The 23,972-nt window shown below is 73.2% G+C and carries 21 protein-coding genes; 12 read left to right on the forward strand and 9 right to left on the reverse strand.

Annotated features, from left to right (window positions below):
* Positions 1 to 167 precede the first annotated feature (167 nt).
* Both HED23_RS02295 and HED23_RS02300 read right to left on the reverse strand, forming a co-directional pair.
* Positions 168 to 1,154: a lytic polysaccharide monooxygenase auxiliary activity family 9 protein gene (locus HED23_RS02295; RefSeq protein ID WP_203181768.1), complete on the reverse strand. Its 987-nt coding sequence runs from the start codon at positions 1,152 to 1,154 to the stop codon at positions 168 to 170.
* A gap of 374 nt (positions 1,155 to 1,528) precedes the next feature.
* Positions 1,529 to 3,637 (reverse strand): HelD family protein, encoded by a 2,109-nt coding sequence (locus HED23_RS02300; RefSeq protein ID WP_203187324.1) that lies wholly within the window; start codon positions 3,635 to 3,637, stop codon positions 1,529 to 1,531.
* A gap of 361 nt (positions 3,638 to 3,998) precedes the next feature.
* Between HED23_RS02300 and HED23_RS02305 the strand changes: the two genes are divergently transcribed.
* Positions 3,999 to 4,190, forward strand: coding sequence for a hypothetical protein (locus HED23_RS02305; protein WP_203181769.1), 192 nt, complete (start codon positions 3,999 to 4,001; stop codon positions 4,188 to 4,190).
* Between the two features lie 28 nt (positions 4,191 to 4,218).
* On the opposite strand, the gene HED23_RS02310 is transcribed toward HED23_RS02305, so the two are convergent.
* The gene (locus HED23_RS02310) at positions 4,219 to 5,862 is read right to left on the reverse strand and encodes a DNA repair helicase XPB (protein ID WP_203181770.1); all 1,644 of its coding nucleotides are present in this window, start codon (positions 5,860 to 5,862) and stop codon (positions 4,219 to 4,221) included.
* A 192-nt stretch (positions 5,863 to 6,054) separates the two neighbouring features.
* On the opposite strand from HED23_RS02310, the gene HED23_RS02315 reads away from it, so the two are divergent.
* The 6 genes from HED23_RS02315 to HED23_RS02340 all read left to right on the forward strand — a co-directional run bounded on the left by HED23_RS02315 (position 6,055) and on the right by HED23_RS02340 (position 12,206).
* On the forward strand, positions 6,055 to 6,420 hold the full coding sequence (locus HED23_RS02315; RefSeq protein ID WP_203181771.1) for a hypothetical protein: 366 nt from the start codon (positions 6,055 to 6,057) through the stop codon (positions 6,418 to 6,420).
* Positions 6,362 to 7,879 carry a sensor histidine kinase gene (locus HED23_RS02320; protein ID WP_203181772.1) on the forward strand — a complete coding sequence of 506 codons (1,518 nt, stop codon included), beginning with the start codon at positions 6,362 to 6,364 and terminating at the stop codon, positions 7,877 to 7,879. The genes HED23_RS02315 and HED23_RS02320 overlap by 59 nt, the downstream gene beginning before the upstream one ends.
* Positions 7,876 to 8,535, forward strand: coding sequence for a response regulator transcription factor (locus HED23_RS02325; RefSeq protein ID WP_203181773.1), 660 nt, complete (start codon positions 7,876 to 7,878; stop codon positions 8,533 to 8,535). The genes HED23_RS02320 and HED23_RS02325 overlap by 4 nt, the downstream gene beginning before the upstream one ends.
* Before the next feature lie 121 nt (positions 8,536 to 8,656).
* Positions 8,657 to 10,072: an SLC13 family permease gene (locus HED23_RS02330; protein ID WP_203181774.1), complete on the forward strand. Its 1,416-nt coding sequence runs from the start codon at positions 8,657 to 8,659 to the stop codon at positions 10,070 to 10,072.
* A gap of 60 nt (positions 10,073 to 10,132) precedes the next feature.
* Positions 10,133 to 11,392, forward strand: a complete 1,260-nt coding sequence (locus HED23_RS02335; protein WP_203181775.1) for a glycerate kinase — start codon at positions 10,133 to 10,135, stop codon at positions 11,390 to 11,392.
* A gap of 28 nt (positions 11,393 to 11,420) precedes the next feature.
* On the forward strand, positions 11,421 to 12,206 hold the full coding sequence (locus HED23_RS02340; RefSeq protein ID WP_203181776.1) for a uracil-DNA glycosylase: 786 nt from the start codon (positions 11,421 to 11,423) through the stop codon (positions 12,204 to 12,206).
* Positions 12,207 to 12,210: 4 nt separating this feature from the next.
* On the opposite strand, the gene HED23_RS02345 is transcribed toward HED23_RS02340, so the two are convergent.
* The gene (locus HED23_RS02345) at positions 12,211 to 14,676 is read right to left on the reverse strand and encodes a helicase C-terminal domain-containing protein (RefSeq protein ID WP_203181777.1); all 2,466 of its coding nucleotides are present in this window, start codon (positions 14,674 to 14,676) and stop codon (positions 12,211 to 12,213) included.
* Between the two features lie 63 nt (positions 14,677 to 14,739).
* Here HED23_RS02345 and HED23_RS02350 point away from each other — a divergent pair, with 63 nt between their 5' ends.
* The 4 genes from HED23_RS02350 (at position 14,740) to HED23_RS02365 (ending at position 18,333) form a co-directional block, all read left to right on the forward strand.
* A complete protein-coding gene (locus HED23_RS02350; protein WP_203181778.1) occupies positions 14,740 to 15,891 on the forward strand; it encodes a hypothetical protein in 1,152 nt (383 codons plus the stop codon).
* Positions 15,892 to 16,050: 159 nt separating this feature from the next.
* Positions 16,051 to 16,632: a sugar O-acetyltransferase gene (locus tag HED23_RS02355; RefSeq protein WP_203181779.1), complete on the forward strand. Its 582-nt coding sequence runs from the start codon at positions 16,051 to 16,053 to the stop codon at positions 16,630 to 16,632.
* 12 nt (positions 16,633 to 16,644) lie between these two features.
* Complete coding sequence (locus HED23_RS02360; RefSeq protein ID WP_203181780.1) at positions 16,645 to 17,190, forward strand: TetR/AcrR family transcriptional regulator; 546 nt, start codon at positions 16,645 to 16,647, stop codon at positions 17,188 to 17,190.
* 228 nt (positions 17,191 to 17,418) lie between these two features.
* Positions 17,419 to 18,333 (forward strand): SDR family oxidoreductase, encoded by a 915-nt coding sequence (locus HED23_RS02365; RefSeq protein ID WP_203181781.1) that lies wholly within the window; start codon positions 17,419 to 17,421, stop codon positions 18,331 to 18,333.
* A 521-nt stretch (positions 18,334 to 18,854) separates the two neighbouring features.
* Here HED23_RS02365 and HED23_RS02370 read toward each other — a convergent pair.
* From HED23_RS02370 to HED23_RS02385, 4 genes are read right to left on the reverse strand one after another with little or no spacing between them, the layout of a single operon-like run.
* The gene (locus HED23_RS02370) at positions 18,855 to 19,835 is read right to left on the reverse strand and encodes an ABC transporter substrate-binding protein (RefSeq protein ID WP_203181782.1); all 981 of its coding nucleotides are present in this window, start codon (positions 19,833 to 19,835) and stop codon (positions 18,855 to 18,857) included.
* Between the two features lies 1 nt (position 19,836).
* The gene (locus tag HED23_RS02375) at positions 19,837 to 20,739 is read right to left on the reverse strand and encodes an ABC transporter ATP-binding protein (protein ID WP_203181783.1); all 903 of its coding nucleotides are present in this window, start codon (positions 20,737 to 20,739) and stop codon (positions 19,837 to 19,839) included.
* The gene (locus HED23_RS02380; protein ID WP_203181784.1) at positions 20,736 to 21,821 is read right to left on the reverse strand and encodes a FecCD family ABC transporter permease; all 1,086 of its coding nucleotides are present in this window, start codon (positions 21,819 to 21,821) and stop codon (positions 20,736 to 20,738) included. The genes HED23_RS02375 and HED23_RS02380 overlap by 4 nt, the downstream gene beginning before the upstream one ends.
* The gene (locus HED23_RS02385) at positions 21,818 to 22,828 is read right to left on the reverse strand and encodes a FecCD family ABC transporter permease (RefSeq protein WP_203181785.1); all 1,011 of its coding nucleotides are present in this window, start codon (positions 22,826 to 22,828) and stop codon (positions 21,818 to 21,820) included. Before HED23_RS02385 ends, HED23_RS02380 begins: the two co-directional genes overlap by 4 nt.
* A gap of 187 nt (positions 22,829 to 23,015) precedes the next feature.
* Here HED23_RS02385 and HED23_RS02390 point away from each other — a divergent pair, with 187 nt between their 5' ends.
* Entirely contained in the window at positions 23,016 to 23,633 is a 618-nt protein-coding gene (locus HED23_RS02390; RefSeq protein WP_203181786.1) for an HAD family hydrolase, read from the forward strand.
* Positions 23,634 to 23,696: 63 nt separating this feature from the next.
* Here the strand turns inward: HED23_RS02390 and HED23_RS02395 are convergent, their stop codons facing one another.
* On the reverse strand, positions 23,697 to 23,933 hold the full coding sequence (locus tag HED23_RS02395) for a hypothetical protein (RefSeq protein WP_203181787.1): 237 nt from the start codon (positions 23,931 to 23,933) through the stop codon (positions 23,697 to 23,699).
* Positions 23,934 to 23,972: the final 39 nt, after the last annotated feature.

The following is a 23,972-nucleotide window of genomic DNA, read 5'->3' on the forward strand; positions in this document are numbered from 1 at the left end:
GGCAGGCCCTCCCGGCCGATCGCCGAGGTGGAGGCCGCCACGGAGCCCGGCCCCGAGCCCGCAGCGGGCGCGGGACCGGGCACACGTCTCCTCCGGGGGACGCGAAGGCGCGGGGGTGACCCCGGGCCGGTGATCACCGGCCCGGGGTCACGAACGGCTCCTCCCGGTCAGTGGCTCCGCCCCGACTGCCGACGGCGGCGACGGCTCTGGGCCACCGCTCCCGCCGCGAAGATCAGGGCGGCTCCCGTCAGCGAGACCGCCGTCGCGGCGGGCAGGTATCCGGCCGACGAGTCGTCGCTGGAGGCCACCAGGGCTGCCCCGCCGACCGGGGCCGCGTGCCCGGCGTGCTCCGCGTGGGCCGGCACGGGCGGTGTCCCGGCCTTCTCCGCGGCCTCCGCCAGTTCGTCCGCCGACATCCGGCTGCCCTTCATGCCGGTGACCTCGCCGCTGCCGCCGTCGAAGACGACGTCGGAGCAGGAGTAGAAGTTCTCCTGGCTGTCCGAGCGGATCCAGTGGATGAAGAGCATGTGCTTGCCGGTCTTGCCCTGTGGGAGCTGGAGATTCCAGTAGTAGTTGCCCCCGTCGGATCCCGCGCCGCCCGCCTGCGGCGGGTTGTTCACGGTCTGGGTGAGCGTCAGGTCGTCCCATGCCAGGGGCTGGTTCGGCGTCCAGCCGTTCTTGGTGATGTAGACGTCGAACCTGCCCGGGTGGGCAGCCCAGTTGCTGTACTTCACCTGCGTTGTGGAGCCTGCCGTGAGGTGTGTCGTCGGCCAGTCGCTGCGGGCCGCGTTGTACGAGGAGAAGTTGTACGGGCCGTTGTGGCCGCCGCTGCAGAGCTCGCCGTCGGGGATGTACCCCTTGGTCCGCCCGCCGCCGTTGGAGTCCAGGACGCCGAACCAGTTGTAGAGCGGCGTGGTGCCGGTCTGCGTGACGGCGGCGGCACAGGCCGGGTTCGACGGCATCTGGTTGCCGCTCGCGATCATGTCCTTGTAGCAGAGGTAGCTGCGTGAGCCCGGCTCCATGGCGACGCCGTGGGCGGACGCGGGGGTGGGCAGTCCGGCCAGGGTGAGGGCCAGGAGGCCGGCCCCCAGGAAGCTCAGCGCGCGGGGTGCGCGCGACCGGGCGCTTCTCCGGACGGTGTTTCGCTTGGCCATGAGTTGGTCTCCTTCGGGATTCTCTGTCGGGGCAGATGACCCTGGTGGCCCCCACGCGCAGGGAGCGCCGAGCGCCGGAGCGAGACGTGCCGGTACAGCCGGGCCGAAGACGTGCCTGGGCAGCGTGCGCGGCCCGTGGACCGGTTTCGCGTCGGCCCTGTCCGGGCCCCCTGGTCGACCTGTCGTCGACTCGTGCGGGTGGGGGGAGAGGGGCCCATGGGAGCGCTCCCAAAAACGTAGCGCGCACGGAGTGGTCTGTAAACGCCCCGTGCAGCGACTGCCGTAACTTCTCTCGCACGCACAGGAGTCACGGTCGGTGACGGGACCGGGCACTGAGCGCGCCGCCGTGCCCGACCCGTCACCGGCTCGCGGAACTAGGCCAGTTGCTCCGGCAGTGCCGCCGCGTGCAGCACGATGAGGCCCGACACCGCTCGGGTCAGGGCCACGTACAGGCGACGCAGGCCGGTGCGTTCGTCGGGTTCGCCGTCGACCACGGCCGCCGGATCGTCCAGTACGACGTAGTCGTACTCCAGGCCCTTCGCCAGCGAGGCCGGGACCAGGGTCAGCCGGGACTCGGCCGTCGTCTCCTGGCCGGGGGAGAGGAAGCTGTGGCCGGCCGCCGCCAGGGCCGCCGACAGTGCCGGGATGCGGGCGTCGGCGGCGATCAGGCCGATCGAGCCCTCCTGGCGCAGCGACTCCTCGCACGCCGCCACCACCGCGGCGTCCAGATCCGCCGCGCCCACCTCACGCACCGCGAGGGAGCCGGGTGCCTCACGCACCGACTCCACCGGGGCGAGGCCCGGCGAGATCGCGGGGAGCAGCCGGGAGGCGTACGCGATAACCTCGCGCGGCACGCGGAAGCCGGCAGTCAGCTCCTCCACCACCGCTTCCGTCTTGCCCAGATGGAACAGCGCCTGCTCCCAGCTCCCCGTCGACCACGGTGTCGTCCCCTGCGCCAGGTCGCCGAGCACCGTCGCCGAGCCGGTCGAGCAGCGGCGGCCCACCGCGCGGTACTGCATCGGGGAGAGGTCCTGGGCCTCGTCGATGACGACGTGGCCCAGCGAGTGCGTCCGTGCCACCAGGTCGGCGGCCTCGTCGACCAGGACCGCGTCCGCCGCCGTCCACCTCACCGACTTCACGCTGCGGGCGGGCCGGGTCATCAGGACGTGCTTCTGTTCGTCGTCGGTGAGGAGCCCCTCCGCGTGCGCGGCCAGGAATTCGGCGTCCGTCAGGATCCGCAGCACGAGCTTCGCCGGGTCCACCGCCGGCCAGATCGCCTTGACGGCCGCCTTCACCGCCGGATTGCGCGCCACGGCGTTCTGCACCCGGTCGTCCGGGGCCTCGCCCGCCTCCTCCATCCGTACGAGGACGGCGTGCGCGATGCGCTGCGGAAGCGCCTCATGGGCCGCCCCGTACCGCATGTCCCTGGCCAGCAACTCACCGACCATCTCCTCGACCTCGTAGGCCGGGATCCGCCAGCGGCGTGAACCGCGCACCACCACGACCGACTCCGACGGGGGAGTCACGTGCGAGCGGATCGCCCGCCGCAGGACCTCGGCCATCCGCGCGTCACCCTTGATCACCGCGGCGGCGGGTTCGTCCGTGCCGCGCACCTCGACGCGTGCCGCCACCAGGTCCTCGACGGTGGCCTGCTGCACCTCCAGCTCGCCCAGCGCGGGCAGGACCTGCTCGATGTAGTGGAGGAACGACCGGTTCGGACCGACGACGAGGGTGCCGGTGCGGGCGAGGCGCTCGCGGTGCGCGTACAGGAGGTAGGCGACACGGTGCAGGCCGACGGCTGTCTTCCCGGTGCCCGGGCCTCCCTGGACACAGACCGTTCCGCCGAGATCGCTACGGACGATCTCGTCCTGCTCGGGCTGGATCGTCGCCACGATGTCGCGCATCGGGCCCACACGGGGCCGCTCGATCTCCGCCTGGAGGAGCTTGCTGGTCTGCTCGGTCTCCGTGGGGTCGGCCAGGTGCTCGTCCTCGTACGCGGTGAGCTCGCCGCCGGTGTACCCGAAGCGGCGGCGGTGGTCGACGTCCAGCGGGTTGTTCCTGGAAGCCTGGTAGAACGGCTGGGAGACCGGCGCGCGCCAGTCGATGACCATGGGGTCGCCGTGGGCGTCGTGCACGTGGCGGCGCCCGATGTAGAACCGTTCGCCCTCCCGTCGCCCGCCACCACCCTTGGCCGAGGCGCTGCGCGCCGCCCCTTCCGATGCGCCCTCCGCCTTCTCGGCGCCGACCACGTGCAGGTAGTCGAGGCGCCCGAAGAACAGCGGGGTGTGGGAGAGATCGGCGAGCGCCTTGATGCGGTCGTCGATCTGCGACTGCAGGACCGCCGCGTTGACCCAGTTCGCGGTGACGTCGCGGATGTCGAGCGCCTGCACGTCCTCGCGCATGGCACGCAGCGCGGCACGGGACGCGGCGAGGTGCGCCTGCTCCCTGACCAGTGGATTGCTTGATTCTTCGTGCGCGGGCACGCTGTTGCCTCCGGCTTTTCGACGCAGGACGGCGGACAGGGCCGGCAGCCGTGTCCGCTCGGGGACGATCACACGCAGATGCGCACGCCGGTGGTCGCGTGCGGCTGTTGTCGGCCGGTTTCCGTCCGGTCGGCGGCGCTCCCCCGGCTGCCGGCCGCTCGGAGGGCTGGCCGGTACCACGGTGCGGGAGGCGGGCAGACCGGCGATTATATCGACCGCGGCCCCCGCGGGCGAACGAATAAAGGATCAGGCCGTGTCCGCCCCGTAGGGGACGGGTCCGTCCATCGGCCGACCGGCCCCGCGCATTCCTCGGCCGATCGGCCGATGCCGGGGCACGGGCGGGCGGAGCACCATGGAAGGCATGAGCACCCTTTACCTGAACCCCCGCAGGACCGGGCCCGCGCACGGCGCGACCGCGGCCACCGGTCACCCGCACAGCCACCGCGTGGGAGACGCGGTGCGCGCCGTCTCGGTCTTCGCGCGCGCCGCGTTCGGTGTGGCCGTCCTCGGCGAGTACGCGGAGGAGGCGGGCGTCGTCCGCCGCCACCGCTGAGCCCCGCCGGGCCCGGCCCCGCTGTCTGTCAGCTCTCCGTGAGCAGCTCGTCCGCGTCGACGATCCGGTACGCGTAGCCCTGCTCGGCCAGGAACCGCTGGCGGTGCGCCGCGAAGTCCTGGTCGATCGTGTCGCGGGCGACCACCGAGTAGAACCGTGCCTCGTGCCCGTCGGCCTTCGGCCGCAGCACCCGTCCGAGCCGCTGCGCCTCCTCCTGGCGGGAGCCGAACGTCCCCGACACCTGGATGGCGACCGTCGCCTCCGGCAGGTCGATGGAGAAGTTCGCGACCTTCGACACGACCAGCACGCTGATCTCGCCCTGACGGAACGCCTCGAACAGCTTCTCGCGCTGGGCGTTGCTCGTCTCACCCTTGATCACCGGGGCGTCCAGGTGCTCACCGAGCTCGTCGAGCTGGTCGATGTACTGCCCGATGACGAGGGTCTGCTCACCCTGGTGCCTGCGCACGAGAGCCTCGGTGACCTTCCGCTTCGTCGCGGTCGTCGCGCAGAACCGGTACTTCTCCTCGGCCTCGGCCGTCGCGTAGGCGAGGCGCTCCGAGTCCGTGAGGTTCACGCGGACCTCGACGCAGTCGGCCGGCGCGATGTAGCCCTGCGCCTCGATCTCCTTCCACGGGGCGTCGAAGCGCTTGGGCCCGATGAGCGAGAAGACGTCCGACTCGCGCCCGTCCTCACGCACCAGCGTCGCGGTGAGCCCGAGACGCCGGCGCGCCTGGAGATCGGCGGTGAACTTGAAGACGGGTGCGGGCAGCAGGTGCACCTCGTCGTAGATCACGAGGCCCCAGTCGCGGGAGTCGAAGAGCTCCAGGTGCGGGTAGATCCCCTTACGGCGGGTGGTCAGCACCTGGTACGTGGCGATGGTGACCGGCCGGATCTCCTTGCGCGTCCCGCTGTACTCGCCGATCTCGTCCTCGGTCAGCGATGTCCGCTTCACCAGCTCGTGCTTCCACTGCCGGGCGGACACGGTGTTGGTGACCAGGATCAGCGTGGTCGCCTTGGCCTCGGCCATCGCACCGGCCCCGACGAGTGTCTTGCCCGCGCCGCAGGGCAGCACGACGACACCCGAGCCGCCGTGCCAGAACCCCTCGACGGCCTGCTTCTGGTACGGGCGCAGCGCCCAGCCGTCCTGGTCGAGCTCGATCGGGTGCGCCTCGCCGTCGACGTACCCGGCGAGGTCCTCGGCCGGCCAGCCCAGCTTCAGCAGCGTCTGCTTGATCTGGCCGCGCTCGGAGGGGTGCACGGCCACGGTGTCCGGGTCCAGGCGCGCCCCGACCAGCGGCTGGACCTTCTTCGAACGGAGGATCTCCTCCAGCACCGGCCGGTCGTTGGACGTCAGCACCAGCCCGTGGACCGGGTGCTTGGACAGGGTGAGGCGGCCGTACCGCGCCATCGTCTCGGCGATGTCGACGAGGAGCGCGTGCGGCACGGGGTAGCGCGAGTACTCCACGAGCGCGTCGACGACCTGCTCGGCGTCGTGCCCGGCGGCGCGGGCGTTCCACAGGCCGAGGGGGGTCACCCGGTAGGTGTGGATGTGCTCGGGGGCACGCTCCAGCTCGGCGAAGGGCGCGATGACACGACGGCAGGCCTCGGCCTGGTCGTGGTCGACTTCGAGGAGCAGCGTCTTGTCGCTCTGGACGATGAGGGGTCCGGTCACGCGCGTCGGCCCTTTCCTGCGGGGGGTGGCCGCCCGGGTGCGAACGGCCAAACGTCCAGTGTGCCGCATCGGGGCCGTGACCGGGCGGCTACGTTGAGGGCATGAGCCAGGACCGACCGCGGGGAGCCCACATGAAGGTTTCCTCATCTTGGCTTCATCCTGGCCCACGGGTCCGGCGGGCAGGCTCCGTACATGGCCTTCTCGCACCGTATCGCCACCCTGGCAGCCGTCGTCGCGATCCCGTTGGGCATTGCCGCCACCAGCTACGCGCTGGCCGACAGCCCGGCGCGGCCCGAAGTGCCCGGCCGGGTCGAGCTGGACAGCGGCTCACCCTCGGGCAGTCCGGGTCCGGGCAGCCCGAGCCCCGGCGGCACGGGCGGCCCCGACGTCACGACCGAGCCGAGCGGCGTCACGGCCGTGCCCGACGGCACCTCGCCGACGGCACCGCCGAGCGACGTGGTCGTCCCGCAGCCGCCCGCCACCGACAGTAACGACGACGATGACGACACCGACGACGACAGCACCTCCGGGACCGACGACGGCAACGACGACGGCTGAGCCGCCCCCGGCGGGCAACCGGATATCCGCCCGGGTCCGCATCCTGCTCTGGCTGCTGGTGGTGATGACCGTGGCACTCGCCGCGGTCGCCACCACCACCCGGTCCATCCTGCTCGGCGACCTGGACCACCGGATCAACACGCTGCTCGCCCAGGAGACCCGAGAGTTCGCGAACTTCGTCGAACACGGCAGGGACCCCGACACGGGCACGCCCTTCGCCGGGCCGCAGAGGCTGCTGGAAGTACATCTCCAGCGGCAGTACGCGGACACCGGAGAGGAGCTGCTCGCCGTCGTCACCGGCCCGTCCGGCTCCTCGACACTCCGGCAGAACCGGGAGATCTCCACCGGCCTGCCCCTTCACAGGGACCGGGCGTCGCTGCGGACGATCACCGGGTCGTCGGAGAGCACGGGGACCCTGCAACGGCCCCGGGGCGAGATCCGCTGGGCGAAGGTCGACGTGGGCAGTGCCGGCACGACCCCGCAGGGGACCTTCGTCGTCGCCTTCCACGCGGACGGCGAACAAGCCGTGGTGAACGACGTCTTCCAGGTCCTGCTCGCGATCTCGGGAGTCGCCCTGCTGACGACCACAGGCATCGCCTGGGGCGTCGCGGGGCGCATACTGGCGCCCGTCCGGCTGGTGCGGCAGACCGCCGCGCAGCTCACCGAGCAGGACCTCACCCGTCGTATCCCCGTCCATGGGCGTGACGACATCTCGGCGCTCGCCGAGACCTTCAACGCGATGCTGGACCGGCTGGAGCGCGCGTTCGGGACCCAGCGGCAGTTCATCGACGACGCCGGCCATGAACTGCGCACTCCGATCACCATCGTGCGCGGCCATCTCGAGCTGATGGGCGACGACCCCTCCGAACGCGACGAGACGGTACGGCTGGTCACCGACGAACTCGACCGGATGAGCAGGATCGTCGAGGACCTGCTGCTGCTCGCCAAGGCCGAGCGCTCCGACTTCACGTCCCCGGAGCCGGTCCAGCTCACGGAGCTGACCGCGGACGTCTACGTGAAGGTACGGGCGCTGGGACGGCGGGACTGGCACCTGGACGGCGGAGCCGACGGCTGGGCGCTGCTCGACCCGCAGCGGATCACCCAGGCGATGGTCCAGCTCGCGCAGAACGCCGTCCAGCACACGGCTCCCGGTGCGACCGTCCGGATCGGTTCGCGGTTCACGGACGCCGGCGAGGTGGAGCTGTACGTCGCGGACAGCGGCTCCGGCGTGCGGCCCCAGGACGCCGAGGTGATCTTCCAGCGGTTCCGCCGCGGTGCGGCCCGGCGAGGCTCGCGGGGCAGCGGCGCGGGGTTGGGGCTGTCGATCGTCAAGGCCATCGCGGAAGGCCATCGCGGGCGCGTCGAACTGCGCCCCACCCCCGGCGGCGGGGCGACCTTCGCCCTGCTGCTGCCCTGTGTGCCCGTCGCGGAACCTGATGTGGAGGCTGTAGGACTGTGAGCCGGATTCTCATCGTCGAGGACGAGGAGCGGATCGCCGCCTTCGTGGAGAAGGGCCTCCGGGCCAACGGCTTCACCACGACGGTCGCCGGTGACGGGCGTACCGCTGTCGACTACGCGTGCACGGGCGGCTTCGACCTGATCGTCCTGGACATCGGGCTGCCGGACCTCGACGGGTTCTCGGTGCTCCGGGAGATCCGGGAAGCCCAGGTGACGTCCCCGGTGATCGTGCTGACGGCGCGGGATTCCGTCCGGGACACGGTGGCCGGCCTGGAGGGCGGCGCGGACGACTGGATGACCAAACCCTTCCGCTTCGAGGAACTGCTGGCCCGGGTACGGCTCCGGCTGCGCACCGCCGCACGGGTGCCCGAGGTGACCGTGCTGCGCAGCGCGGACCTGACGCTGGACCTGCGCACCCGGCGGGCCCGGGCCGCGGAGCGGACCGTGGACCTGACGGCGCGGGAGTTCGTCCTGCTCGAACTCTTCCTGCGCCACCCCGACCAGGTGCTTTCGCGCGAGCAGATCCTGTCCCACGTGTGGGGATACGACTTCGACCCGGGGTCCAACATCGTGGACGTCTACGTGCGGGCGCTCCGCAAGAAGCTCGGCGCCGAACGGCTGGAGACCGTTCGCGGCATGGGTTACCGCATGCGCTGAGCATTTCCGCGCGGCGCATGAACTTTCCTTCATGGACGGCTCATCAGGGGCTCACCGCGGCTTCGGAGACTGTCGGGGACGGGCCGGGACCGGCCCGGTCCCGCCCCGTGGAGGAGCCAAGGTGACCCTGACCGTCCGTCAGGCCGTGTCCGCATGCGTAGCGCTGAGCGTGTGCGCGGTTCTGCTCGTCCCCGGGGTCGCCCACGGCCTCGGCACGGACGCCCGGATCACGCTGGTGGTGTTCGCCGTCGCGACGTGTGCGTGGATCGGGACCTCCGTCGACGACACGTACATAGCGCTGGGCGCCGGGCTCGTGCTCGCGGCGGCGGGAGTGATCAGCAGCGACACCCTCTTCGCGACCCTCGGCGACTCCACCGTCTGGCTTCTGATCTGTGCCTTCGTGATCGCCGCCGCGGTGTCCCGCAGCGGACTCGCGGGCAGGGCGGCGGCGTTCCTGGTCGGCGGGGCCCGCACCGTGCGGCAGCTCGTGCATCTGACGACCACTGCGCTCGTCCTGACCGCGTTCGCGGTGCCGGCGACCTCGGGCCGGGCGGCGCTCGCACTGCCGGTCTTCCTGGCCCTGGCCAAGGTGCTGGCCGACCGCAAGCGGCTCGTGGTCATGCTGGCGCTGCTCTTCCCCACGGTCATCCTCCTGTCGGCGGTGGCCACCCTCATCGGGGCGGGCGCGCACCTGATCACGGTGTCCGTGCTGTGGGAGGCCACCGGACAGCGCATCGGCTTCACCCAGTGGCTTCTGCTGGGACTGCCGCTGGCCGTCGTCTCCTCCCACCTCGCGGCGGAGCTGGTGCTGCTCACCACCACGCGGCGGGCTGACCGGAGCGGGCCGGTCCATATCGCGGTGGAGGAGATCCAGGAGCACAGCGACAAACCGGTGAGCGGTCCGCTGGAGCCGGGTGAGGCGCGGTGCGCGATGCTGCTCGGCACGGTTGTGGTGCTGTGGTGCAGCGAACCGCTGCACGGCGTGACACCCGCCCTCGTCGCACTGATCGGCGCTGTGGTCGCCGCGTCCCCGGCACTGGGCACGGTCCGTCTGAAGGACGCCCTGACGACGGTGCCGTGGTCGCTGCTGCTGTTCATGGCCGCGACGATGGCGATGGGCGCGGCGCTCACGGAGTCGGGCGCCGCCGAGTGGCTCGTCTCGGGGCTGCCCACCGGCACCGGGGTGCCCACGTGGGTCTTCCTGGCCGTCGTCGTCGCCCTCAGCACCGCGGCGCACCTGGTGCTCCAGTCGCGTTCCGCCCGCTCCAGCGTGCTCGTGCCGCTGGTGGTGGCGGCGGCCGTGGGGCTCGGCGTCAACCCGGTGGCCGCCGCGCTGGCCTCCACCGCCGCCGCCGGCTTCTGCCACACCCTGCCGGCGTCGGCCAAGCCCGTGGCGCTCTTCGCCGATGTCCCGGGCATCCCGACGTACGGCCCGCGTGACCTGCTGCGGCTCTCGGCCGTGCTGGCACCGCTGACCGCGGCGGTCGTGCTGCTCTTCGCCCTCGGGGTCTGGCCGTTGCTGGGCGTGGCGCCCTGACCGCCTTCCCTTCCCGCCGTACCCCTCCCGTCATCCCTCGCCCGCTTATCAGGAGCACTCATGTCCGCCACGTACCGTTTCGTCATCGCCCCCAGCGGTTTCAAGGAGTCCCTGTCCGCGCAGGACGCCGCACAGGCCATCGCGGAGGGGCTGCTGCGTGTGGTCCCCGACGCCGAGACCGATCTGATCCCGCTCGTCGACGGGGGCGAGGGCACCGCACGCGCGCTGGCCGCCGCCACGGGTGGACGACTGGTGCACCGTACGGCGACGGGGCCCGTCGGCGAGCCCGTGGCCACGCACTTCGCGCTGCTCGGCGGGCCGGCGTACGGCCCGCGCACCGCGGTGGTGGAAATGGCCGCGGTCGCCGGTCTGGGCCTGGTCCCGACGGACCGGCGCGACCCGGTGGCCACCACGACGTACGGGGTCGGCCAGCTCATCCGCGGCGCGCTGGACGCCGGGGCGCACCGGATCCTCGTCGGCTGCGGGGACTCGGGGACCTCGGACGGCGGCGCGGGAGCGCTCCAGGCCCTGGGAGCGAGGCTGCTCGACGCCGAAGGCCGCGAACTCGCCCGTGGCGGAGGTGAACTGCGCCGCCTCGCCCGCATCGACACCTCGGGTCTCGACCCCCGGCTGTCCGAGGCGGAGATGCTCGTCGCGTGCAATCCGTACAACGTGCTGTGCGGTCCCCAGGGCGTGGCCAGGGTGTTCGGCCCGCAGAAGGGCGCGACCCCTGACCAGGTGGAGGAGCTGTCCATGGCGCTCGACCACTGGGCGGGAGTGCTCGCCCGTGACGTACGCCCGCGCCTGTGCGGTGCGCCGGGGGCGGCACCGGCGCACAGTCTGCGCGACGGCCCCGGCACCGGTGCCTCGGGCGGGCTCGGTGCGGGGCTCGCCGCACTCGGCGCCCGCCTGCTGCCCCGCTTCGAGGTGCTGCTGGACCACCTCGACCTGGACGCGCGGCTAGCCCGCGCAGATCTCGTGATCACCGCCGAGGGCGCCCTGGACAAGCAGACCCCGCGCGGCAAGGTGCCGGCCGAGGTGGCACGCCGCGCCAAGCTCCACGGCCGCCCGGTGCTGGCGCTGGCGGGGACGATCGGCGACGGGGCCCAGCAGGTACGGGAATCGGGCGTGGACGCCTACAGCGGCATCCTGCCCGCACCCGTCGGACTGGCGGAGGCGCTCAGCCGGGGCGGGGAGTTCCTCGCCGACGCCTCGGAGCGTGCGCTGCGGATGGTTCTGCTCGGTATCGGCCTGACCTCCACCGGCACGCCGCGCCCCCGGGCGGCGGCTCCCGGCGAGGCGCTGGCACAGACCGGGTGAGGCGGGTGGACGCCCGTAGCGTGGAGGGATGGACGCAGCAGAGAGCGGTGACCCGGAGCACGGCCCCGACGCCCGGGACTTCCCCGCCCGTCACGCGCGGCGGTGTGCCGGGCTCGGCGAGCTGGACGCGCTCGTCACCCGGTGCCGCGCCTGTCCCCGGCTGGTGGCCTGGCGGGAGGAGGCCGCCCGGGTCAAGCGCGCCGCCTTCCAGGACTGGGACTACTGGGCGCGGCCGGTGCCCGGCCTGGGGCCGCCGGACGCCGCGGTGGCGGTGGTCGGGCTCGCGCCCGCCGCGCACGGGGGCAACAGGACCGGCCGGATGTTCACCGGCGACGCGGCGGGTGACTTCCTCTTCGCCGCACTGCACGCCGTGGGCATGGCGTCACAGCCGGTCTCGGCGCACGCGGACGACGGGCTCAGGCTGCGCGGTGTCCGGCTGACCTCTCCCGTGCACTGCGCGCCGCCGGCGAACAAGCCGACCCCGGCGGAACGCGACGCCTGCCGTCCGTGGCTGGCCGCCGAACTGGACCTGCTGGGCCCGGGGCTGCGTGCGGTGGTGGTTCTCGGCGGGTTCGGCTGGCAGGCGCTGCTGCCGGTGCTGGCCGAGGCGGGCCGGCGGATGCCGAGCCCGCGCCCGGTCTTCGGCCACGGCGCGCACGTCGTGCTGCCCGCCACGGAACACAGGCGGGAGCTGCACCTGCTGGGCAGTTACCACCCGAGCCGACGCAACACGTCCACGGGCCGGCTCACCATGCCCATGCTCGTCGACGTGCTCCGGAAGGCCGCCGTGCTCGGCGGGCTCCCGGTTCCGTGAGCCGTCAGGCCGGCTGCTCGTCGGCGAGCTCCGCGACGCCCGTGATCCGGTGCAGCGGATACGTCCGGACCTCGTCGGCCGTGTGGTCGTACGCCGTCACGAATCCGCCCTCGACCTTGACCGGGGCGATCACACGCTGGCTGGCCGCGCCGTCCACGTTGACGTAGCCGATCCAGACCGCCGAGCCGGTCATCGCCGCCGCCTGCACCGTGGCCAGCGTCTCGGCGGGGGTCGTGCGGGGGAGGGAACCGGGCGTGGCCGTGTCCTGGTCGTCCTTGTGGACGGCTCTGGCGGCCGTGTCACCTGCCCGGACGGCCCGGACCGCGGCGGTCAGCAAGGTGGTGTCCGGGACCGGCGGGCCCTCGGGGACGGGGGTGGGCGGTGTGCGGGGCGGGGTGCGCCGTGCGCCGGCACGGGTGATCAGGACATCGCCCTCGGCGGACTCGGCGGCAGGGGCGTACCCCATCTCGCGCAGGCCTTCGAGGAGCGACCCCGGATCGGCCTGCGCGGCCAGGACGGTCGGCGCGAGGCGGCGCAGCCGCAGTGCTGCCGAACGCTTGTCGGCCAGGATCTCGTTGAGCACGGCTTCGTCGTCGCAGCGCACGTACGCGGAGGCGGCGCCGATCCGCAGGTGGCCGTGGCGGCGCGCCACGTCGTCGATGAGGTAGCTCAGCGGCTGCGGCACCGGCGTACGGCTGTGGGTGGCCAGGAAAGCGTGCAGGTCGGTCGCGGCCTGCCCGGCGTCGAGCGCGCGGCGTACGGAGCCGGGGGTGAAGCGGTAGACCGTCGCGCCGCCCTTGGACTCGACGTCGGCGAGCACCGAGAGCATGTCGGCGAGGGGACGTTCCAGGGGGCCGGGGGCGACCGCCGTCAGGTCGGCCTGGAGCAGCACGTGGTCCAGGGGCTCCGGGATCAGCGGGGCGAGGCGGGCGGCGGCCGCGTCGGTGCCCTCGTCGAGCAGCGCACGGGCCTGGGAGGAGAGGGCTCCGCGGCCGGTGATCCCGAGCGCCTCGGCCTCGTTTACCGTCCACAGGGCGATCCGGGAGCGGAGGTCGGACGCGTCGCCGGGGGCCGTCTGCCCGCCCGGCGCCGAGGTGCGCAGGGGCCGTTCCCAGCGGAGCCGGGCGAGCACGGTCTGCGGGTCGGGTGCGGTGCCCGGCGGGAGCGAGGCGAACAGGGCCAGGACCCGGCGGCGTACCTCGGGTGCGGCCGAGCGGTCCAGATCGGGGCCGAGCGCCGAGAGGGCCCTGCCCTTCGCGTCCTGGCCCCCGATGAGGCCGGCGGTGCGGGTGGCGGCGAGCCAGGCGGTGGCCAGGTGGGTCCAGCGGTCCTGGGCGGGGAGGTCCAGCCACTCGTCGGAGGCGGGCGTCGGCGCGTACCGCTCGTCGGTCTCGCCGTCGGAGGCCAGCAGACCTGCGGCGTAGGCGAGTTCGATCCAGAAGGCGGCGACGGGCTCGGAGACGTCCAGCGCGCCGGCGGCACGCTTCAGCTCGCGCACGCTCAGGCCGCCCGCGCGCAGGATGGCCGGGCCGCCGTCGTTCCAGAGTTTCAGCAGCTCCTCGACGGTGGACAGCGCCGTGAAGCCCTGGCCCGCCGCCGCTCTGTCCACAGCCTGGGGATCGCGTTCGGCCGCGGCCGCGAGCGCCGGCGGCACGGGCTCGGGCACACGATGGGCGCGGCCGGCCCGCAGATGCAGCGCCGCCTCGCGGGGGAGCACGACGGTACGCGTCGACACGGGCAGCAACAGCCCGCGGTCGCGCAGCCATTGCACGGGCGGTGCGGGATTCGGGGTGACCTCGCCGTAGGGCGGGCCCCAGACCAGCCGGTCGAGCACGGACAGCGCCTCGACCGGGGCGGTGTCCAGCAGTTCCGCCATCCTGGTGCGGTCCGTGAAGAGTCCGGCCAGCGCGGCGACGGCGGACACCGGGTCATGGGTGGCCGGCAGTCCGGCGGCCGTCAGGATCTCCTGCAGCCTGCCGGGCGACATCCCTGCCGTGGCCTCCGCGACGGTCGGGCCGAGACCCGTGGGGGAGGGGTGCTGCGGCGACGGGGCGAGCAGTTCCCGCGCGGTGCGCACGAGGTGCAGCCGGGTGTCCTCGCCCCAGACCAGGGCCTGTTCGCGCAGGGTCGTGAGGGCGGCGGGCAGCGCGGCGGTGATCGCCGCGCCCGCGTCGTCGCGTCCGTCGCCGTCGCCCTGCCCGTCACCTGTGAGGAGCGCGAGCAGCGTGTCGTACGGAGCCGGGTCCGGTGCGACGGCCAGCGCCTCCGCCGTCTGCAGGGCGAAGCGGTCGAGGTGCTCCAGCGCGCGGACGACGGAGGCGCGCGTACCGGCTCGCGTCGCCAGCTGGGTGATGTCGTTCGGTACGGGGCTGAGCAGGTCGGGGCGGGCGCGCAGCAGCCCTGCCAGCGATTCGTCGCTCCGGGCGCGCAGGGCTTCGGCGAGCGTGCGCGGTGGTGTGGTCGTCCCCATCCGTCCCACGGTAGCCCCTGGAGCGCTACCGTCGGGGCAAGGCGGGTGAGGGAGGACCATCGCGTGGGCATCGAGAGCGACCGGCTCGTCTACGACTATCTCAGCCGGGTCGGTGACCTGGCGCAGCAGCAACAGCTGTCCTCGGGTGCCCGGATGAGACTCGTCGCGACGCTGCGCGGCGAGATCGACCGTCAGCGCGGGACGGACGGCGCGGACTCGCCTGCGGTGGTCCGGCGCATCCTCGGCCGGCTCGGCGCACCGGGTGAACTCGTGGCCGCGGCGGCCGAGTCGGGAGACGGAGCGGTATCGCTGCCGTCTCCCCGGACCGGTGCGGCCACGGGTGCCACGGGTCCGCGCGCTGTGCCACGGGCGCGGCGGGGCGTGCTCCGGAAAGACGCGTCGCGCAAGGGCGCGTCGCCGGAGGCCGGGAAGCCCGGAGGCGCGGCACCCGGACCCGAGGGACCGGTGCCGGGGGCGCCGGTGCCGGGCGGCCCGATGTCAGTGGATCCGGTCCCGGACTGGCCGTCGGCGTCCGCGCCGCACATGACGGGCCTCGGCCAGGCCCCGCCCGGGAGCGAGCCCGAGTGGTGGCGCGTCGAGCCGGGGCCCTTCGGCGAAGGCGCGCAGGCCGCACCGGGCGCGATGGGGCCGGGCACGGCTGTGCCCGGGTTCGTCGGCGGGCTGGAGAGCCCGGAGCTGTTCGGGATGCCGAGCGTTCCGAAGGCCCCGGGGCCGCGCGCGCCGGCGGAGCCGGAGACGGAGCCGGCAGCGGGGGAGAAGGAGGCCGCGCCGCCTCCGGTGCCCCGGCCCCGGAGGCGGCTGCGGCTGCGCCGCCGCGAGAAGGCCGTCGCGGACGACGGGGCGGCCGTGCGGCCGCGCCTCTCGAACCCGTTGCTCCTGCTGGCCGCCGCGCTGCTCGTCGCCGGTGCCGTGTCAGGCCAGTGGCTGGCGCTCGCGGGTGGCTGGCTGCTCGCGTACAGCTCGCGCAAGTTCTCGCGCGCGGAGGCGAAGTGGGTCGCGATGGGACTGCCGGGTGCGGTCGTCGCCGGGGCCTTCGTCTGGCTGTGGGGGCGCATGGAGGGCCGCTGGGGCGAACCCCTCGCGAGCGGCGCGATCGGGGACGCGATGACGGACCTCTGGCCCGTGGTGGTGCGGGTGGCGGCGGTGGCGTCGGCGGTCTATCTCGTGTGGCGGGCCCGGCGGCTGACGGGGTGAGTGCGGCGCGGATCCGGCGGCCGGCTGAGTGACGGGCGGCGGGCCGGCGGGGTGGGAGCCCGGGGCGACAGGCGACCGGTGCGGGCAGTAGCCCGGGGCGACAGGCGCACGAGGGGCCGAATGTACGTTCGTACACCTCCGGGGTGTACGATCGTACGCATGCCGACGGACTACTTCGCCAACGATCCGCGCACCAACCTCGAGCGCATGCTCGCGGGCGACCTCTACATCGCCGACGATCCCGAGATCGCGCGGCGGCAGCAGCGCGCGATGCGCCTCGCGGCCCGTTTTCAGGCCGCCTACACCGAGGACGCCGAGGCGGCCAGGGCGACCCTGGCCGAGCTGCTGGACTCCGTCGGCGAAGGCGTCGACCTGCGACCGCCGCTGTACGTCGACTACGGCAGCAACATCTCCATCGGTGCCCGTACCTTCGTCAACTACCACCTCACCGCGCTGGACGTCGCGCGCATCACCATCGGTGAGGACTGCCAGATCGGCCCCAACGTCCAGCTCCTCACCCCCACCCACCCCGTGAAGCCGGAGCCCCGCCGGGACAAGCTGGAGGCGGCCCTCCCCATCACCATCGGTGACAACGTCTGGCTCGGCGGCGGAGTCATCGTGTGCCCGGGGGTGACCATCGGCGACAACTCCGTGATCGGCGCGGGTGCCGTCGTCACGAAGGACATCCCCGCCGACGTCGTCGCCGTGGGCAATCCCGCCCGCGTCGTCCGCAGCGTCTGAGCCGCCCGTCCCATGGCAACCGGGCGCACGGACCCGCAACGGCGCGAGCGCATCCTCGCCGCCACGCTCGACCACATCGCCGAGGAGGGGGTGGTCGGCGTGTCACACCGCAAGATCGCCGTCCGTGCCGATGTGCCGCTCGGGTCGATGACGTACCACTTCGACGGCATCGACGACCTGCTGCGACAGGCCTTCACCCGCTTCGCCGACCAGATCGTGGCCGTCTTCGAGCTGCACCTGGGGCGGGCCGGCACGCCCGAGGAGGCCCGTGAGGCCGTCACCGACCTCATCCACCTGCTCTCGGAGGGGCCCCGCCGGGAGCTCGTGCTCACCCAGGAGCTCTACACGCTGGCCGCCCGGCGGGACGAGTACCGCGAGCTCACCCACGCGTGGATGAACCGCAGCCGCCGTCTGCTGGAGCAGCACTTCGACCCGGGCACCGCCCGCACCCTGGACGCGCTGATCGAAGGGCTGGCCCTGCACCGGTCCCTCGACACCGAACCGCAGAGCCGCGAGCTGACGCGGCTTGCGGTGCTGCGGATGACGTCCGGCGCGTAGGCCGGAGCGCCGGCCGGCGCGTGGGCCGGAGTGCCGGCCTACGCGCATCCCCTGAACCGCCTGTGGGGCGCGGACCTGACACCGCGCCCCACAGGCCTCAGCCCGCCTGCGGCGGCCGACGCGGCAAGCGGACGAAAGACGACAGAAGATGTCCGGTTTCCGGGGAAGCATGGTGCCACCGCCGTCCGCACGGGCGCCGGGGCAGCACGCGGATCCTGGAGGACACACATGTCAGGGGCACTGGAAGGCAAGGTCGCTCTCGTCGCAGGGGCGACGCGGGGAGCCGGCAGAGGCATCGCGGTCGAGCTCGGCGCGGCGGGAGCCGTCGTCTACGTCACCGCTCGCAGTACCCGGGCGAAGCGTTCGGAGTACGACCGTCCCGAGACCATCGAGGACACGGCGGACCTGGTGACCGCGGCGGGAGGCCACGGCATCGCCGTTCCCACCGACCATCTGGTCCCTGCGCAGGTCAAAGCCCTGGTGGACCGGATCGAGGCCGAACAGGGACGGCTGGACGTGCTGGTCAACGACATCTGGGGCGGCGAGCACCTCTTCGCCTGGGACGCACCCGTGTGGGAGCACGATCTGGAGAAGGGACTACGGCTGCTGCGGCTCGCCGTGGAGACCCACGCGATCACCAGCCACCACGCACTCCCCCTCCTGCTGCGCCACCGGGGCGGGCTGGTGGTCGAGGTCACCGACGGCACCGCGGAGTACAACCGGGACACGTACCGGGTCTCGTTCTTCTACGACGTCGCCAAGTCCTCCGTCCTGCGCATGGCCTTCGCGCTGGGCCATGAGCTGGGCCCCCGCGGGGCCACGGCGGTGGCGCTGACACCGGGGTGGATGCGTTCGGAGATCATGCTCGACGAGTTCGGCGTGACCGAGGAGACCTGGCGGGACGCGCTCGGGCGTGTGCCGCACTTCTGCATCTCCGAGACGCCCTCGTACACCGGGCGGGCCGTTGCCGCGCTCGCCGCCGACCCCGGGGTGAGCCGGTGGAACGGACAGTCGCTGTCCAGCGGCGGGCTCGCACAGGAATACGGGTTCACCGACGTCGACGGCAGCCGGCCGGACGCCTGGCGGTACATCACCGAGGTCCAGGATCCGGGCAAGCTCGCCGACGCCACCCACTACCGCTGACCCGCACCTGACCCCGTCCGGTAGCCGGCCCCTGCCCGGCCCGCGCCCGATTCCGCATCGCGCCCAGGCGGGGGCCTCTGCCGTCACCGGCCGGCACCGCACCCCGTGCCCGGTAGCCGGCCCCCCCGCACCTCGCGCCAGGTCCCGCACCGTGGCCCGGTGGGGCCTCCGCCCGGCACTCCCCGGCACTCTCAGGCGCCGGGCCTGGGCCCCACACCCCGCACCTCGCGCCAGGTCCCGCACCATGGCCCGGTGGGCCCTCCGCCCGGCACTCCCGGGCACCGCACCCCGTGCCTGGCACCGCACCGCGCCGGGCCGGGCCCCGCACCGCCCCGCCCCGCACCGCACCGCCCCGCACCCCGTGCCTGGCACCGCACCCGCTCCCGGCCCCGCACCGCACCCTGGTGGGGGCCTCCGCCCCGCACCCGGCACCGGACCGGCACCGGACGGTACAGGCCCGGCGCCCGGCACCGGGACCCACCCGCCCGGGTGCCGGGCGGTGGCCCGGTGCTCGGGGGCGGCTACTTCGTGAGGTCCGTCCGGAGTTCGTCCAGGATCTTCTCCGCCGCCGTGTAGCCGATGCCCTGGATCCACAGCTCGTCCTCGACCGGGAACACCTTGCCGTCCTTCACCGCGGCCATGTTCTTCCACAGGCCGCTGCCCACGGTCCTGGTCTCCTTGGACTTCTCAGCGTCCCCGTACGTCGAGTGGAAGACGACGTCCGCGTCAGCCTGGTCGATCTTCTCCGGACTGACGTCGTACGAGAATCCGTCCTTCGCCTTGTCCACGATCGCGGGCCGGCCGAGGCCGACGTCGGCGAGGATCGTCGCGATGTAGTTCTGGCGGCCGTAGACACGGATGTCCGCGCCCTCGACGAACCGCACCATGTTGACCTCGGTGGCCGCCGCCTTCTCCTTGCCGCCGAGCGCCTCGGTGACCTCGGCGACGTGCGTGTCGTAGTCGGCGATGACCTTCTCGGCCGCCGGGACCCTGCCGAGCGCGTTGGCGTGGACCTGGAAGTTCTCCTTCCAGGGGTAGCCCGTGTTCTCCGTCATGACCGTCGGCGCGATCTTCGTGAGCTCGTCGTACTTGTCGCCGTGGCGGATCTTGCTGGTGAGGATCAGGTCCGGCTTCAGTGCCGCGACGGCCTCCAGATTCGGCGTCATCATCTCGCCGACGTCCTCGATGTCCGCGACCTCCTCCTTCGGCAGGTAGCTCAGGAAGCCCGACTCGGTGCCGGTGTGCGTGGCACCGACCGGCTTCACGCCGAGGGTCAGCGCGGAGTCCAGCTCGGCGGTGTCCAGGACGACGACCCGCTCCGGCGCCACGGGGACCTTGATGTTGCCCATGGCCGTGCCGACCATGTGGGTCCCGCCGGAGGACGACGCGGAGCCGTCGGAGCCGGACCCGGAGCCGGAGTCGGACGAGCCGCACGAGGTGAGGGTCAGCGCGGCGGTCACGGCCAGCGAGCCGACGACGAGCAGACGTGACGAGGAGGGCATGTCAGAGAGCCTTTCCGGAGGAGGACGGGGCGGACGGACCGGACGGGGCGGACGGGCCTGACGGGCCGGGGGTCCAGGGCGCGCCGGGTACGACGAGCGGCGAACCCGTGACCGGGTCCGGCACGACGACGGCTTCCAGGCCGAAGACCTCGCGTACGAGTTCTGCGGTGACGACGTCACCGGGCTGCCCCTCGGCGACGATGCGGCCCGCCTTCATGGCGACGAGGTGGTCGGCGTACCGGGCGGCCTGGTTGAGGTCGTGCAGGACGGTGACGACGGTCCGTCCCCGGGTGCCGTCCGCCGCCGGAGCGGCGAGCCGGCGCACCAGGTCCAGGACCTCGACCTGGTGCGCGATGTCGAGGTACGTGGTCGGTTCGTCGAGCAGCAGCAGATCGGTGTCCTGCGCGAGCGCCATCGCGATCCACACCCGCTGTCGCTGGCCCCCCGAGAGCTCGTCCACGGGCCGGTCGCCGAGCGCGGTGATGTCCGTGCGCTCCATGGCCTCCGTCACCGCGCGCTCGTCCGCGTCCGACCACTGCTGCCACCACCGCTGGTGCGGCTGGCGGCCCCGGGCGACCAGGTCGGAGACGGTGATCGCCTCGGGTGCCACGGGTGTCTGCGGGAGCAGCCCGACCGCCTGGGCGATCGTGCGCGTGGGTATGCGGGAGAGCTCCGTGCCGTCCAGGAGCACCGACCCGCCGGCCGGCTTCAGGAGCCGGCCGAGGGCGCGCAGGGTCGTCGACTTGCCGCAGGCGTTCGGGCCGACGATCACGGTGACCTTCCCGTCGGGAACGGCCAGGTCCAGCTCGTGCACGACCGTGCGGTCGTCGTAGGCGAGTGTCAGGGCCCGCGCCGTGAGCCTTGACGTGTCCGTTCCCGTGTCCGTGGAGCGGGTCGTCGTCATGCGTTGCCTCCCCTGCGGCCGCCATGGCCACGGATGATCAGCCAGATCAGATACGGGGCGCCGACCGCCGCCGTCAGCACACCCACCGGGAGCTCGGTGGGGGAGAAGAGCCTGCGGGCCAGCAGATCCGCGAACACCACGATCACCGCGCCGAGCAGTGCCGAGCACAGCAGCGGGATCTGCGCCGTGCGCGTCATCCGGCGGGCGATCTGCGGTGCCAGCAGCGCCACGAAGTCGACCGGTCCGGCCGTCCCCGTCGCCACGGACGCCAGGACCACCCCGAGGGCGACGAGCCCCAGCCGCACGCGTCCGAGGCGCACGCCGAGCGCCGTCGCGGTGTCGTCGTCCATCGCGACGGTGCGCTGCGCCCGAGCCGCCCACAGGACGGCGGGCAGCAGCACGAGGAGCGTCCAGCCGATCGGCGCGGCCTCGTCCCAGCCGCGGCCGTTGAGCGAACCCGTCATCCAGATCTGCGCCTGCTGTGCGACCAGGTAGTCGCCCTTCGTCAGGAACAGGGTCGTCACCGACCGCAGGGCGATCGCGAAGCCGATCCCGATGAGGACGAAGCGCGTCGCGTGGAGCCCCCCGCGCCACGCGAAGACGTACACCAGCGCGGCGGCGGCGATGCCGCCGGCGACGGAGAGGTACGGCAGGACGGTGTACGAGGTGAGGCCGAAGGTCATCGCGCCGACCGTGAGCGCGCTCGCGCCCTGGCTGATGCCGATGATGTCGGGGCTGGCCAGCGGATTGCGGGCGACGGTCTGGATCAGTGCCCCGGCTATCCCGAACGCCGCGCCGACGAGCAGCCCGACCACCAAGCGGGGCAGCCGCAGCGTGCCCACGACCAGTTCGTCGGGGGACGGCTGCCCGAGGACGACCTTCACGACCTCGGCGGGTGCCACGAAGCTCTCGCCGACGCAGAGGTACGCGACACAGACCGCCGCCAGCAGGACGAGGAGGGTGACCGCGACGACCCCGGCCCGCCCGTGCAGCAGGAAGCGGCCCCGCTTCCCGATCCGCACGACCCGGTAGCCGGCGGGCCGGACCGGGGTCCGTACGGGCACTGCCGTGTCCGCGCTCATGCGGGCACCGCCTTCCGGCGTACGAGGGTGACCAGGAACGGCACGCCGATCAGGGCCGTCATCACGCCTGCCGGGACCTCGCCGGGCGGGAAGAGGACCCGGCCGACGACATCGGAGACGAGGAGCATCACCGGACCGATGAGGGCGGCCATCGGCAGCACCCAGCGGTGGTCGCTGCCCACGACCGCCCGGGCGATGTGCGGGACAGCGAGGCCGACGAAGGCGATCGGTCCGGCCGCCGCGACGCCCGCGCCGGTCAGCAAGGTGGCCCCGATGCCTCCGACGACGCGGACGGCGGCCACGTTCTGTCCCAGGCCCTTGGCGACGTCCTCGCCCAGCGCCAGTGCGTCGAGTCCGCGCGCCACCGACACCACGAGGACGGCGCCGATCAGCAGGAACGGCCAGATCTGCCGCGCGACCTCGGCCTCACGGCCGGCGATCGAGCCGACCTGCCAGAAGCGGAACTCGTCGAGCGCCGACGCCTTGGTCGTGAGCACCGCCATGGTCACCGACACCAGCAGGGCGTTGATCGCGGCTCCGCCCAGAGCGAGCTTCACGGGCGTGGCACCGCCCCGGCCCCGGGAGGCGATGGCGTACACGGCGACGGACGCGACGGCGGCACCGCCGAACGCGAACCACACGTAACCGGTGAGGGTGTGGATCCCGGCGTACGCGATGGCCAGGACGACGGCCACCGATGCGCCCTGGCTGACCCCGAGGATGCCCGGGTCGGCGATGGGGTTACGGGTGATGCCCTGGAGCACCGTGCCCGCGAGGGCCAGCGCAGCGCCGACCATGAGCCCGATCACGGTGCGCGGTACCCGCATCTGCCGGATCACCTCGGCGGCGTCCGAGTGCCCGCCGTGCAGCAGCGCGTCCAGGACGGCGGACGGCGCGATGGTCCGCGCCCCCACGGCGAGGCTGAGCAGGACGGCGAGCAGCAGGGCGACGGCGGCGGCGGCGGTCGCGAGCGCGCGTCTGGACAGGCGTGGAGCGGCGGCTGCCATCGGGACCAATCGGGAGCGAGGGCCGGTAACTGCAAGGATCAGGACATTAGGAGGTAAGGCTTGGCTAAGTCTATGTGTGCCCTATGAACCCGGGTCGGGCGCCCGGGTACCCCGCCGGCCCGGGGCCGCCAGGCCCCCGGCCGACGGGCCGGTGACCAGGTCCGGGCCGGTAGGCACAATGGGTGCCATGCCCACACACACCCTGACGGTCGGATTCGACCTCGACATGACGCTCATCGACTCCCGGCCCGGCATCAAGGAGGCCTACGAGAGGCTGGCCGCCGAGACGGGTGTGTACATCGACACCGGCCTGGTCGTCAGCCGGCTGGGGCCGCCGCTCGAGGACGAGATGGCCAACTGGTTCCCGGCCGACGCGATCGCCGGGGCCTGCGACCGGTACCGCGCGCTCTACCCGGACACGGCGATCACGCCCACGACCGCGCTCCCCGGCGCCCGGGAGTCCGTCGAGGCCGTCCAGGCGCTCGGCGGGCGGGCGATGGTCGTCACCGCCAAGTACGAACCGAACGCCAAGCTCCACCTCGCGCACCTCGGCATAGCCACCGACGTACTGATCGGCGGCCTCTGGGCCGAGGGCAAGGCGGAGGCGCTCCTGGAGCACGGGGCGCGGATCTACGTCGGCGACCACACCGGGGACGTCCGGGGCGCACACGCGGCGAACGCCCTGTCCGTCGGTGTCACCACCGGCCCGTGCGACGAGGACGAGCTCCGGGCGGCCGGAGCCGACGTGATCCTGCCGGACCTCACCGCGTTCCCCGCCTGGCTGCGGACCTTCACGGGGGCATGACGCACACCGGGGCCCCGGGCCGTCCCCCGCGGCCCGGGGGGACGCGCGCCGGCCGCTGTGCCGCTACCTCGCGGCGGCGCGCTTCGGGGAGTTCATCCACACCGACCGCACCACCCCCGCCGCCGCGATCATGAAGCCAAGTCCCATCAGCATGCACACCGCGTAGGCGACGGGCGGGAACGGCTCGGTACCCAGGAACAGCGGGGCCACAGTGACCAGTGTGGCCAGTGCGCCGATGAAGAAGACGATCGCGCCGACCTGTACGAGCCGGTCGCCTGCGCCGGAAGGAGTAGTACTCACCCGGTCAGGGTAGTTCCCAGCTCGGCGGAACCATTCGGC

The organism is Streptomyces pratensis, assembly GCF_016804005.1.
GTDB classification, from domain to species: Bacteria; Actinomycetota; Actinomycetes; order Streptomycetales; family Streptomycetaceae; genus Streptomyces; species Streptomyces pratensis_A.